Below are 12,845 nucleotides of genomic sequence, written 5' to 3'. Positions count from 1 at the left end.
AGGCTCGCCGCCATGCAGTCGCTGTCGCGCGCCCAGGCGCGCCGGGTCGCCCTCGCGGCCCAGGGCTTCCTGGACCCGCCGCACGCCGTCGCGACCCTGCGCACCTTCGACCGCACGGTCGCGCGCACGGGCGTGCTGCAGGTCGACAGCGTCAACGTCCTGCAGCGCGCCCACTTCATGCCGCTCTACTCGCGGATGGGCCCCTACGACGTCGACCTGCTCCGCCGCGCCTCGTCGGGCCGCCAGCGGCGGATGGTGGAGTACTGGGCCCACGTCCAGGCGTTCATGCCGGTCGAGCTGTGGCCGGCGATGAGGCACCGGATGGACCAGTACCGCGACCGGCGCGGCAAGTGGTTCACGGTCGCCGAGGACGACCAGCTCGAGGCGGCGCTGCTCGCCGAGATCGCCGACCGCGGCCCCAGCACGGCCCGCGAGCTCGACGACGGCCTGCCGCGCACCAAGGACCACTGGGGCTGGAACTGGTCGCGCACCCGCCGGATGCTCGACTACCTCTTCACCGTCGGCGACCTCGCCATCGAGGGCCGCAACAGCCAGTTCGAGATCCGCTACGACCTGCCCGAGCGCGTCCTCCCCGCCCGGTACGTCGACGCGCCGGCCCTGTCCGCCACCGACGCCCACGTCGAGCTGGTCCGTCGGGCCGCGCGTTCCCACGGCGTGGCGAGCGCGCAGTGCCTGGCCGACTACTACCGCATCAGGGTCGGCGAGGCCCGCCCCGCGATCGCGGCCCTGGTGGAGGCCGGCGAGCTGGAGCCGGTCCGCGTCGAGGGATGGTCCCGGCCGGCGTACCTGCACACCGACGCGCGGCTGCCCCGCAAGGTCGGCGCACGGGCCCTGCTGAGCCCGTTCGACCCCGTGGTGTGGGAGCGCGACCGGGCCGAGGCGCTGTTCGACTTCTTCTACCGCATCGAGATCTACGTCCCCGCCGACCAGCGGGTGCACGGCTACTACGTGCTGCCCTTCCTCCTCGGCGACCGGATCGTCGGCCGGGTCGACCTCAAGGCCGACCGGGCGACGGGCCGGTTGCTGGTGCAGTCGGCCTGGGCCGAGGGCCACGCACCCCCGGAGACCGCGAGCGAGCTGGCCGTCGAGCTGTGGCGGCTCGCGGGGTGGTTGGGCCTGGACGCGATCGAGGTCGCCCCGAAGGGCGACCTCGCTCCCTCCCTCGTCAGCGCACTCGCAGCCTGCGGAGCAGCTTGAGCTGCGCGTTGCCGAGCCCGACGAACCTGTCGAGCGCCATGCCCGAGGGCGGGCCCAGCGGCACCAGCCGCTGGGTGGCGACCGTCTGGGACTCGGTGTACTTCCGCATGCCCTCGGCGCCGTGGCGCCGACCCAGGCCGCTGTCGCCCATGCCGCCCATGCCGGCCTCGATCGAGCCGGCGGCGGCGGCGGCGCCGTCGTTGACGTTGACCGAGCCGGAGCGGATCCGGGTGGCCAGGGCCTCGGCCGCGCCGGTGTCGCGCGACCAGATGCTGGCGGAGAGGCCGTAGCTGCCCTCGTTCGCCTTGAGGACCGCCTCCTGGTCGGAGGAGACGCGGTACAGCGAGATCACCGGGCCGAAGGTCTCCTCCAGGCAGACCGGCATCTCGGCGGTGACGCCCTCGAGGACGGTCGGCTCGTGCACGAGCGGGCCCAGGTCGGGACGGGCCCGACCGCCCGCCAGGACCACAGCACCCGCCGCGACGGCGGACGCGACGTGCGAGGTGACCGCCTCGAGCTGGGCGGGGGAGGCGAGCGAGCCGACGTCGACGGAGTAGTCGAAGGTCTGCCCGATCGTGAGTGCCTCGGTGGCGGCCACGAGCGAGGTCCGGAAGGCGTCGTACACGGCCTCGTGCACGATCACCCGCTCGATGTGGATGCACATCTGGCCGGTGTTGGCGAAGGCCGCGGCGACGCAGCCCGCGGCTGCCTTCTCCACGTCCGCGTCCGCCAGGACGACGAGCGGGTTCTTGCCGCCGAGCTCGAGCGAGGCCGCGATGAGCATCTCGCCGGCGCGGCGCCCGACGGAGCGGCCGGTCGCGGTCGAGCCGGTGAAGCAGATGTGGTCGACGCCCGGGGCGCCGTCGGGGGAGCCGATCAGCGCGTCACCGATCACCGCGCCGGGGCCCACGACGACGTGCCACAGGTCCGTCGGCAGGCCGGCCTCGGCCATCAGGGCGCGGGTCCACAGCAGGGTCAGCGGGGTCTGCGAGTCCGCCTTGCTGACCACGCCGTTGCCGGCCAGCAGCGCGGGGATCACGTCGCCGACCGCGAGGTAGAGCGGGTAGTTCCACGGCGAGATCATGCCGATCACGCCCTTCGGCACCCGCACCTCGCGCACCTTGGTCAGGCCGGGCATCGCGCCACGGACCTTGGTGGTGCCGACGTAGTGCTTGCCGTGGCAGCCGTAGTGGCGCGCGATGTTCGCGACCTGCAGGATCTCCTGCCACGCGCTGAAGCGCGCCTTGCCCATCTCCCACTGGATCAGGTCGATGACCTCGTCCTGGCGTTCGACGAGCAGGTCGTGGAACCGCAGGACGACGGCAGCACGGTTCGCCCACGGCAGCTGGGCCCACGGGCGCTGGGCGGCGCGGGCACCGGCGATCGCGTCGGCGACGTCCGCGGCGCTGCTCACCGGGACGGACGCGATCGGCAGCCCGTCGTACGGCGCCGTGGCCGTGCTGGTGGCGGTGCCGGCCGGGTCGCGGAAGACCCAGCGGGTCCACTCCGCGAGGCGGGCGTCGGTCACCCACGCGGGCCGGACGGAGACGGTGGAACCAGCAAGAGCGGTCACGAGTAGAGCCTCTCCAGGACGTCGGCGTACTTGGCGTGGACGACGCGGCGCTTGAGCTTGAGCGTCGGGGTGAGCTCCTCGGACTCCGCGGTCCACTCGACGGGGAGCAGCTCCCACGCCTTGACCTGCTCGGGCCGCGAGAGGCGCTCGTTGGCGGCGTCGACCGCCTGCTGCGCGACGGCGAGCATCGCCGGGTGCTGGGCCAGCTCGGCGAGCGAGGTGCCGGCCGGGATGCCCAGCTGGGCCGCGACCAGCGGCGCGATCTCGGCGTCGAGGGTGAGGACCGCGACGACGTAGGGCCGGCCCTCGCCGAACACCAGTGCGTGGCCGACGATCGGGCTCTCCTTGAGGTGGTTCTCGATGTTGGAGGGCGCGATGTTCTTGCCGGAGGAGGTGATGATCATCTCCTTCTTCCGGTCGACGACCTTGAGGAAGCCGTCCTCGTCGATCTCGCCGATGTCGCCGGTGTGGACCCAGCCGTCGGCGTCGATCAGCTCGGCCGTGGCGTCGTCCTGCTTGTAGTAGCCCTGCGACGCGACCGGGCCGCGGGCGAGGATCTCGCCGTCCTCGGCCAGGGTGATCTCGATGCCGGGCAGTGCGCGGCCCACCGTGCCGAGGCGGAACTGCTCCGGGCCGCACGCGGTGACGGCCGCGCAGGTCTCGGTCATGCCGTAGACGTCGTAGATGCGCATGCCGAGGCCTGCGAAGAACTTCGCGACCTCCAGCGGCATCGGGGCGGCCGCGGAGGCCGCCCACTCGCAGCGGTCGAGGCCGAGCAGTGCGCGCAGGAAGGAGAGCAGCCCGGCGTCGGCGGCGTGGTAGCGCGCCTCGAGCTCGGGGGAGACCTCGCCGCCCTGCTGCAGCGCCTCGACGTACTCCAGGCCGACGGCGAGCGCGCCCTCCACCTGGGCCCTCTTGTCCGGATCGGTCTCGGCGGCGAGCTTGGCGGAGATGCCGGTCTTGATCTTCTCCCAGACCCGCGGGACGCCGAAGAAGCGCGTCGGGTGCACCTCGCCGAGCGCGCCGAGCAGCAGCGCCGGGTCGGCGATCAGGTGGATGTGCGCGCCGTTGACCTGCGGGATGTACATGCCGAGGGTGCGCTCGGCGATGTGGGCGAACGGCAGGTAGGAGATGAAGTCGTTGTGCAGCGTCGGGGCGGAGACCTGCAGGGAGCAGGCGCACTCGTAGAGCACCGCGTGGTGCGTCAGCACGACGCCCTTCGGGTTCCCGGTGGTGCCCGACGTGTAGAGGATCGTCAGCGGGTCCTCGGGGCTCACCTCGGCGGTGCGCGCGTCCAGCTCGGCGGCGTGCGCGGCGCGCCAGGCGGCGCCCTCGGCCACGAACGCGTCCCAGGTGGTGAAGCGGTCGTCGCCGGCCGGCGCCTCGACGTCGATGAGGACGACGCGGCGGACCGACGAGCCCTCGCTCAGCGCCTTCTCCCAGCGGGCCAGGTGGTCGGCCGTCTCCAGGACGACGACCGCCGGCTCGGCGTGGGCGGCGACGTAGGCGACCTGCTCGGGGGAGAGCGTGTTGTAGACCGACATCGACACGGCAGCCGCGTGGACGGCGCCGAGGTCGGCGACGACGTGCTCGATCCGGTTGCTCGCCATGAACGCGACCCGGTCGCCGCGGGCGACGCCGCTGGCCATCAGCGCGCCGGCCACGTCGAGCGCGCGCTCGCGCAGCTCGCTCCACGACACGGTCCGCCAGCCCGGGGCGTAGCCGCCGGACAGGTCGATGCCGACCTTGTCGGAGTAAGCCGGGGCGTCGCCCTCGGCGGCCGCGGTCCGCGCGAACGCCACCGGCAGCGTGAGACCGGCGATCTGCGCCTCGATCTCGGCCCTCACGGTCAAGGTGTCGGCCGGGGTGTCGGTGCTCATCGTTGTTCCTCTCGGGGGATGGGGGTTGCTCGAGTGGTCACTGCTGCGGGACGTTGGCGGAGCCACGGCCCTGGGTCCCGTCGGGCGGGTCCGTGCAGCGGGCGTCGGTGCGCGGCTCACGACGGCTGATGTCCTGCGCGTCGCGCTGGATGCTGCGGTCGTAGACGCAGTTCTTGAGGATGCGCGGCACGAGGACGACACGGCCGCTGCCGCCGCGGGTGCTGCCGGCCATCACGTCGGCCTGCGCGGGCGCCCAGTCGAGCCAGTGCTGCAGGCCGCGCAGGTGCCGGGCCGCCATCTCCGTGAGCGGTACGCCGGAGCGCAGCATCCGCCGCAGCTCGGGGGACGCCTGCTGCCACCAGCGCTCGAGACGGGGCAGCAGGTCCAGCGACGTCACGACGGTACGGCGGATGTCGGGCGCGGCCGCGGCGAGCGACTGCGCGATCTCCTCGAGGTCCGCGGCCATGCGGCGGATCTCGGGGGACAGGTCGTCGACCGACGCGAGCGGCTTCTCCGCGCGCCTGGCCAACGTGGTCAGGTCCGGCTCGAGCCGGCGCAGCATCGCGAAGGCGGTCTCCATCTCGATGGCGAGCGCGCGCAGGTCGACGTCGTCCTCGCCGCCGTCGAAGATCGCGGCCGTCTCGTCGGAGATGGTGCGGATGTCGGTGACGTCGAGGTGGGACATCAGGCCCTGCGCGTGCGCCAGCACGTCGGGCACGCTGACCGGCACGGTGGCCTCCGACACCGGGACCGTGGCGCCGTCGGCGAGGAAGGGCCCGTCGGCGGTGCGCGGACGGACGTCGAGGTACTGCTCGCCGACGGCCGAGAGGTTGCGCACCTCCATCGCGCTGTCGGTGGGGATGTCGATGTCGGAGTCGATCTCGAGCACCGCCACGGCGCCGACCCCCTCGTCGTCGCTGAGCCGGACCTCGGTGACCTCGCCGATCCGCTGGCCGCGGTAGGTGACGACGGACCCCTCGTGCAGGCCCGCGGCCTGCGGGAGCTCGACGGTGAGGTGGTAGGGGTTGCGGAAGAGCGAGCCGCCCACGACCGTGTCGGCGACGTACAGGACGCCGCCGACGAGAATCACCAGGATCAGCACCTGGGCGGTGTGGATCCGCCGCTGCCACATGCGGGCGGTGCTCTCGAGCTGCTCGTGCGGTGTGCGCGTCATCGGCCGTCCCCCGTGTCGCCCAGGGCCTTCGGGTCCAGGAGGAAGGTCAGGTCGAAGTTCGCGAAGTCGCCGGGCGCCGCGCTGTCGCTGCCGCCGGCGAAGGCGATCAGTCCGCGCATCACGCCGTCGATGTCCTTGCGCCCGTCGAGCAGGGTGCGCAGCACCGGCTCCATGTCGCGGAGCTGGGCGATCATGTCGTCGCGCACCGCGCGCGTGATCGGCGTCGCGACGGCGTCGAAGCGCTGGAGCGAGACCATCGCGTTGACGAAGTCCGCGCGCTGGCGGTCGAAGGACGTCACCAGGTCGGTGAGGTCGGTCAGCGACCTGGTCACCTCGGGCAGGTCGCCGGCCAGCCGGGTGGTCAGCTGGTCGAGCGCCGCCGTCAGCCGGTCGACCCGCGGGAAGTCGGCATTGAGGTCGGTCACGGCCGTGTCCAGCCGGGCGAGCAGGCGTCGTACGTCGCCCGCGTTGCCGGTCAGTGCGGTGTTCAGCTGGGTGATGATCGTGGAGATGTCGGAGAAGCTGCCGCCGGTCACCACGGTGGACAGCGAGGACAGCAGGTCGGTGACGTCGGGGGCGGACCCGGTCGCGGCGGTGGGCAGCGTGTCGCCTGCCGCCAGCACCTCGCCGGACGTGCCGGGGAAGAGCTGCACGAAGGCGGTCCCCATCGGCGACGTCAGCCGGATCTCGGCGCGCGAGGTGTCGCGCAGCTCGACGGTCGTCGACAGTGCGAGCTCGACCTCGGCGACGTACTCACCCGCGTCGACCGAGGTCACCTGCCCCACGGTCGCGCCGTCGAGCTTGACCGGGGCGTCGACCGGCAGGTTGAGGGCGTCCTCGAACTCCACCGTCAGCGGGTACGTCGGCCCGTCGACCAGGCTCGGCAGCGGGACGTCCTCGAGGCTGAGCCCGCAGCCGGCCGCGGTCGCGCCGGCGGCGAGGACCAGCGCGGCCAGCGCACTGCGGATGCCGGTCACGGAATGCCTCCCGGGATGCCGTCGTAGATGCCGTCGAGGAGCGGGTCCAGCAGACCCGTGCCGGCGGTGGTGAAGAGCAGGTTGCAGACACCGGAGCCCGTCGGGCCGAGCTGGGCGACGAAGACCCTGCAGGTGTGGCTGCGGAAGGCGGCGGAGAACGGGCCGGCGCTGAACGCGAACTGCACGCGCAGCCGGCCGAGCTCCCAGTCGTAGGCGCGGGCGAAGTTCTCGGCCATCGTCGGCATCGTGTCGAAGGCCTCCTCGAGCGAGTCCTGCCGGTTGCGGACGATGTCGACCACGTCGGCGAGTCCGGCGAGGTCCTCGCCCAGCACGCCGGCGTTGTCCTTGAGGAAGCGGTTGGTCAGGCGGGTGAGCTGGTCGAGGCCGTCGAGCGTGGCGACGAGCTCCTGGCGCTGGTCGGCCAGCACGCCGGTCGTGTCGGCGGCGGCCCTCGTGAAGTCGCGCAGGCGCCGGTCGCGCCGGGAGAGCGTGGTGACGAGGGAGACCAGGTTCTTCGAGACCGCGGTCAGGTCGGCGTCCTTGGCGTTGACGACCTCGAGCGCGTCGCGGCTCTCGGAGAGCGCGCGGCGCAGGTGGGCGCCGTTGCCCTCCAGCGCCGCGGCGGTCGTGGAGAGCATGTCGCCGAGGCCGGCGGCGCCGTCCCTGCCCTTGCCGGAGTCGAGCGCGACGACGAGGTCGTCGATGGCCTTCGCGATCTCGTCGACGGTCGCGGGGGAGCGGGTGTGGTCGGTGTCGATGTGCGCGCCGTCGGCGAGCGTCGGACCGCCGTCCCAGGCCGGGCCGATCTCGATGAACCGGTCGGTGACCAGCGAGCCCTGCAGGATCTCGGCGCCGGCGTCCGCGGGCACCCGGGTGTCGGGGTCGAGGTGCATGACCACCCGCATCGTGGTGCCGTGTGGCTCGACGTCGACGATCTCGCCGACGTGCACCCCGAGGTAGGTCACCTCGTTGCCGACGTAGACGCCCGTCGTGTCGGCGAAGTCGGCCGTCACGACCAGTGCCTCGGGGTCGTCGCCGCCGAGCCAGCCGACGAGGCGCACGCCGGACAGCGCGACCGCGAGCACGAGCGCGGCGCCGAGGCCCAGGAACACGTTGCGGCGGGTGATCACTGGCAGTCCTCCGGCGTGATCGAGCAGACGAGGTCGTCGGGGACGATCGCCCAGGGGGCGTTGACCCCGAGCCACGGACCGTCGCCGGTGGCGTTGGTGAAGACGCGCATCGTGGGGCCGGCCAGCTGCATGGTCCGGTCGAGCTGCCTGCTGTGCTTGCGCAGGACGCCGAGCACGGTGCGCAGGTCGCGGAGCGCGGGGGCCAGCTGCGGCGACGTGGTCCGTACGACGGCGGTCAGCCCCGTGACGAACCGGTTCGCGTCGCGGAGCAGGGCCCGCAGCACCTCCTTGCGCTGCTGGACCATCAGCATCACCGCGGTGCCGTTGCTCATCACGCGGTCGAGCTCGTCGGTCTGCTCCAGCACCAGGTCGGTGACCTTGCGGGTGGAGGTGAGCAGCTCGGTGATCTCCTGCTCGCGGTCGTTGACGATCGCGGAGACGCCGGCGATGCCGTCGACGGCGTCGCGCAGCGCGGTCGGCGTGACCTTCAGGTCGGTGGCCAGCACGTCGACCGCCTTCTGGATCCGGTCGAGGTCGAGGGCCTCGACCTGCGGGGTGGTCTCCAGCCAGAACCGCTCGATCGTGTAGCTGTCGACCGCGTGCTCGAGGGCGATCGTGCCGCCGTCCGCCAGCGCCTCGCCGGAGCCGGGCGTCAGCGAGAGGTAGCGCTGGCCCAGGATCGACAGCAGCTTGACCTCGACCGTGCTGTCATCGGTGATGCCGAGGTCGGCGGGCGCCTGGTCGAGCGAGAACGCCACGTCGACCTGGTCACGGTCGGCCTCGACCGCGCGCACCTTGCCGACCTTCAGCCCGGCCACGCGGACGTCGTCGCCGGGCTCGATGCCGGCGGCGTGCCGCAGCCGCACGTGGTACGACGGCGCGCCGCCCAGGCTGCGCACGCCGAGCAGGACCAGGCCGAGCACCACGGCCACCGTCACGATGCGCAGCGGCCAGCCGAGCCGCTTCCAGACACCCTGTGCGGTCGTCATCACCGGCACCTCTTCGAGTGGCGGTCGCCGGTGATCCCGAGGTCGAGGGTGGTGGGCACGCCCTGGAGCCCGGCGGCGAGGGTGCAGACGTAGACGTTGAGGTAGCTGCCGTACCCGAGCGTGCGGAGGTAGACCTCGAGCTGCTTCGGGACCGCCGCGCCGGTCTCGGCGAGCAGGTCCTTGCGGTCGGCGAGGTAGCCGAACCACGGGCGGGCCAGGTCGACGGAGTCCACGACCGGCCCGCGGGCGTCCTCGACGACGCCGGCCGCGGTCGCGGAGAGCCGGGCGATGCCGTCGAGGCTGGTGGAGATCCGGTCGCGGTCCTTCGCCAGGCCGGCCGTGAGCGAGTCGAGGCCGTGCACGAGGGCGGTGATCTCGGCCTTGTGCGCGTCGGTCGTCTCCAGCACCAGGGTCACGTTGTCGACGACCCGGGCCAGGGTGTCCTCCCGGTCGGTCAGGCCCGACGTCAGCTTCGCCGTCTGCTCCAGCAGGTGCTGGATGGTCGGGCCCTGGCCCTGCAGCACCTGCACGATGTTCGTCGCGAGCTGGTTGATGTCGCCCGGCTGCAGCAGGTCGAAGACCGGCTTGAACGCGTTGAACATCGCCGTCAGGTCGAGCGCCGGCCGGGTCCGGGCGAGCGGGATCTCGTCGCCGTCGGCCAGCCGCGCGGCGTCGGCCTGCGCGTCGGGGCGGGTCAGGGCGACGTACCGCTGGCCCATCAGGTTGAGGTAGTCGACCGACGCGGTGATGTCGTCGTGCAGGACCGGGTCGGCCGCCACGCTCAGCGTCACGACGGCGAGGCCGCGGTCCTCGCCGGTGCCGACGCGGGTGCCGGTCACGCGGCCGACCCGTACCCCGGCCACGCGGACGTCGTCGCCGGCGCGCAGGCCGGTCGCGTCACGGAAGACCGCGGTCACGGTGATCGCGTCGCCCCGCTGCGAGCGGGACAGGGTGCCGGCGACCATCGAGGTCAGCAGCACGGCGACGAGGGCGAACACCGCGACGCCGGCCGTGGCGACGGGGTGGCGGCGCAGCTCGCTCAGCTGACGGTTCATCGGCACTGCCCCCTCAGGCCGCGGTACGTCGGGCAGTCGGCGGGGTCGCTCGCGTCGTACGGGTCGAGCAGCTGGGGAGCGAGCACGCCCTCCATCTGGATCCGGCCGTTCTTCACCGCGGCGGCGCCGTTGCGCAGCAGGACCGGGACCTTGCGCAGCAGCGCGGCGAACGCGGGGTGGCGCTGGGCGAACACCTCGAGGTTGGCCGCCGTCGCGTTCAGCAGGCGGGCGGTCTCGCCGCCGTGGGCGCGCAGGAAGGTGGTCACCCCGTCCTCGCCGTCGAGCACGCGGGTCAGGCCCTGCAGGAGCGTGGTCGTGCCCTGCTGCTCCTCCACGAGCGTGCGGGCTACCGGGCGGGAGTCGCGCAGCGCGGAGACCAGCTGCGGCTCGATGTCGGCCATGAGGTCCGAGTCGTCGGCGAGCAGGTCGAGATCGCGTCGTACCTGGGGCTGGACGTCCTCCCAGCGACCCAGGAAGGCCTCGCCGTCGCGGACCAGCGCGGCCAGCTCGGCGCCGCGCCCGTCGAGCGAGTCGGCGAGCTGGGAGAGCGCGGTGTCCCACTGCGCGGGGTCGACCGCGGCGAGCAGCCGCTGCGTCGCGGAGAACGTGTCCATCAACCGCAGCGTGGCCTTCGACGTGTCCGCCCTGACCACGTCGCCCTCGTCGAGGTGGGCGGCGGTGGCGGTCGTCGTCGCGGACGCGGTGACCAGGTCGACGTACTCGTTGCCGAAGAGCGTGCCGGGCAGCACCCGCGCGGTGACGCTCGCCGGGATCAGGTCGGCGTGCTGGGGCTCCACCAGGACGACGGCCGTCGGGCCGTCCCATCCGGTCTCTGCCGCGTGTGCGACCGGGTCGACCTCGATCACGCGGCCGACCCGCAGGCCGTTGTACTTCACGTCCGAGTTGATGCCGAGCGTGTCACCGACGGTCGGGAGCTGCACCGTCACGCGTACGTCGCTGCTGAGCGTGCCGAGCGTCTGCAACGCGAGCACGCCGGCCAGCAGGCCGAGCGCGAGGAAGCCGCCGAGGCCGACGGCCGCCAGCCGGAGCCGCAGGGTGCGCTGGCCGGACCGCACGTGCGGGAAGAGGAACTCGCTCATCGTCCGCCGCTACCCCGAGATCTGCACCTGCTGGTCCGCGCCCCACAGGAGCAGCGTCAGCAGGATGTCGACGACGGTCAGGGAGATGATGCTGGCGCGGATCGCGCGGCCGGTCGCGCGGCCCACGCCCTCGGGGCCGCCGCTCGCGGTGAACCCGTGGTAGCAGTGGATCAGGGTGACCACGGTGGTCAGGACGACGACCTTGATCGCCGAGTAGAAGACGTCGATCGGCGCGACGAAGGTCCGGAAGTAGTGGTCGTAGGTGCCGGCCGACTGCCCGTAGAACGTGGTCACCATGAAGTCCGTGGCGACGTAGGTGCCGACGAGGCCGATCAGGTACAGCGGCAGCACGATGACCCAGGCGGCGACCAGCCGGGTGCTGATCAGGTAGGGGATCGGCCGGATCGCCATCGCCTCGAGCGCGTCGATCTCCTCGCTGATCCGCATCGCACCGATGCGCGAGGTGAACCCGCAGCCGATGCGGGCGGCGAACCCGAGCGCGGCGACCATCGGCGCCAGTTCGCGGGTGTTGGCATAGCCGGAGATGAAGCCGGTCAGCGGCGCCAGGCCGATCACGTCCAGGCCCTGGTAGCCCTCGAGCCCGACCTCGGTGCCGGTCAGCGTCGAGAGCAGCAGGACGACGCCGACCACGCCGCCGCCGACGAGGAAGATGCCGGAGCCGAGGGTCACCTCGGCGAGGACGCGGGCGATCTCGCCGCGGTAGCGGGTGAGCGCGACCGGCAGTGCGGCGACCGCGCGCCAGGCCAGCACGAGCTGGAGGCCGATGCCGGCGAGCGGGCCGATCACCGCCTTGTCGACGGTCTCCTCCACGGCCGTCATCCGATCGGCCCTCCGCCGAAGGTGCTGTAGACCTGCGAGATCACGAAGTTCGCGGCGAAGAGCAGCACGAAGTTGGTGACCACCGCGCTGGTGACCGCCTCGCCGACGCCGGTCGGGCCGCGGCTCGCGCCCAGGCCCTTGTACGACGCGACGATCGCGCAGATCACCGCGAAGATCGCGGCCTTCGCCAGCGAGAGCCAGAGGTCGGAGAGCTGGGCGAGGGTGGTGACCGACGCGAGGTAGCTGCCCGGCGGCAGGTCCTGGATCACGACGCTGATCGAGAGCGTGGTGAGGATCGTGAAGAACATGACCACGCCGTTGAGGAGCACCGCGACGGCGACGATCGCGAACATGCGCGGGACGACGAGCCGCTCCATCACCGACAGGCCCATGACCTCCATGGCGTCGATCTCCTCGCGGATCCGGCGCGAGCCGAGGTCCGCGCAGATCGCCGAGCCGGCGACGCCGCTCAGCATCAGCGCGGTGATCAGGGGAGAGGCCTGCCGGACCACGGCCAGGGTGTTGCCCGCCCCGGTGAAGGCGACCGCGCCGACCTCCTGGGCCAGCACGCCGACCTGCAGCGCGAGGATGATGCCGAAGGGCACCGAGACCGCCAGCGCCGGCAGCGTGCAGACACGGATCGCGTACCAGGTCTGCAGCACCGTCTCCGCCAGCGGGAAGCGCCGCGAGGTGACCGAGGTGAGCACCGCGGCGAACACCCGGCGGGTGAACCGGAGCAGCGCGAGGACCTCGGCCAACGGCTTGCCGAGCGCCACGAGGGCGCGCGGCGGGCTGGTGGCCGACATGGGGCTCCTGTCGTGGCGTCGTACGGCTGGGAGGGGGCGGTGCAGCCGAGAATGACAGTAGAACTGTCACACCCGTACTGTCCACGTCTCTGTGACGTACGTC

The 12,845-nt window shown here is 72.6% G+C and carries 11 protein-coding genes; 1 reads left to right on the top strand and 10 read right to left on the bottom strand.

Features of this window, described 5'->3' with window-relative positions:
- Positions 1 to 12 precede the first annotated feature (12 nt).
- Positions 13 to 1,218 carry a winged helix-turn-helix domain-containing protein gene (locus ASE20_RS19170; RefSeq protein ID WP_056896151.1) on the top strand — a complete coding sequence of 402 codons (1,206 nt, stop codon included), beginning with the start codon at positions 13 to 15 and terminating at the stop codon, positions 1,216 to 1,218.
- On the opposite strand, the gene ASE20_RS19165 is transcribed toward ASE20_RS19170, so the two are convergent.
- From ASE20_RS19165 to ASE20_RS19120, 10 genes are read right to left on the bottom strand one after another with little or no spacing between them, the layout of a single operon-like run.
- On the bottom strand, positions 1,187 to 2,791 hold the full coding sequence (locus ASE20_RS19165; RefSeq protein ID WP_056896150.1) for a succinic semialdehyde dehydrogenase: 1,605 nt from the start codon (positions 2,789 to 2,791) through the stop codon (positions 1,187 to 1,189). The two genes, ASE20_RS19170 and ASE20_RS19165, sit on opposite strands and share 32 nt — an antisense overlap.
- Positions 2,788 to 4,671: an AMP-dependent synthetase/ligase gene (locus ASE20_RS19160; RefSeq protein ID WP_056896149.1), complete on the bottom strand. Its 1,884-nt coding sequence runs from the start codon at positions 4,669 to 4,671 to the stop codon at positions 2,788 to 2,790. The genes ASE20_RS19165 and ASE20_RS19160 overlap by 4 nt, the downstream gene beginning before the upstream one ends.
- Before the next feature lie 37 nt (positions 4,672 to 4,708).
- Entirely contained in the window at positions 4,709 to 5,845 is a 1,137-nt protein-coding gene (locus ASE20_RS19155) for an MlaD family protein (RefSeq protein ID WP_056896148.1), read from the bottom strand.
- Complete coding sequence (locus ASE20_RS19150) at positions 5,842 to 6,822, bottom strand: MCE family protein (protein ID WP_056896147.1); 981 nt, start codon at positions 6,820 to 6,822, stop codon at positions 5,842 to 5,844. The genes ASE20_RS19155 and ASE20_RS19150 overlap by 4 nt, the downstream gene beginning before the upstream one ends.
- The gene (locus ASE20_RS19145) at positions 6,819 to 7,952 is read right to left on the bottom strand and encodes an MCE family protein (RefSeq protein ID WP_056896146.1); all 1,134 of its coding nucleotides are present in this window, start codon (positions 7,950 to 7,952) and stop codon (positions 6,819 to 6,821) included. The genes ASE20_RS19150 and ASE20_RS19145 overlap by 4 nt, the downstream gene beginning before the upstream one ends.
- Complete coding sequence (locus ASE20_RS19140; protein ID WP_157538703.1) at positions 7,949 to 8,941, bottom strand: MCE family protein; 993 nt, start codon at positions 8,939 to 8,941, stop codon at positions 7,949 to 7,951. The genes ASE20_RS19145 and ASE20_RS19140 overlap by 4 nt, the downstream gene beginning before the upstream one ends.
- Complete coding sequence (locus ASE20_RS19135; RefSeq protein WP_157538702.1) at positions 8,941 to 9,996, bottom strand: MCE family protein; 1,056 nt, start codon at positions 9,994 to 9,996, stop codon at positions 8,941 to 8,943. Before ASE20_RS19135 ends, ASE20_RS19140 begins: the two co-directional genes overlap by 1 nt.
- Positions 9,993 to 11,096 carry an MCE family protein gene (locus ASE20_RS19130; protein ID WP_056896143.1) on the bottom strand — a complete coding sequence of 368 codons (1,104 nt, stop codon included), beginning with the start codon at positions 11,094 to 11,096 and terminating at the stop codon, positions 9,993 to 9,995. Before ASE20_RS19130 ends, ASE20_RS19135 begins: the two co-directional genes overlap by 4 nt.
- 9 nt (positions 11,097 to 11,105) lie before the next feature.
- A complete protein-coding gene (locus ASE20_RS19125) occupies positions 11,106 to 11,936 on the bottom strand; it encodes an MlaE family ABC transporter permease (RefSeq protein WP_056896142.1) in 831 nt (276 codons plus the stop codon).
- Positions 11,933 to 12,742, bottom strand: a complete 810-nt coding sequence (locus ASE20_RS19120) for an MlaE family ABC transporter permease (protein WP_082612587.1) — start codon at positions 12,740 to 12,742, stop codon at positions 11,933 to 11,935. The genes ASE20_RS19125 and ASE20_RS19120 overlap by 4 nt, the downstream gene beginning before the upstream one ends.
- Between the last annotated feature and the right edge of the window lie 103 nt (positions 12,743 to 12,845).

This window comes from Nocardioides sp. Root240, from assembly GCF_001428825.1.
GTDB lineage: Bacteria > Actinomycetota > Actinomycetes > Propionibacteriales > Nocardioidaceae > Nocardioides.
The sequence above is the reverse complement of the archived record's forward strand: the minus strand, read 5'-3'. Positions and strand labels throughout refer to the sequence as shown.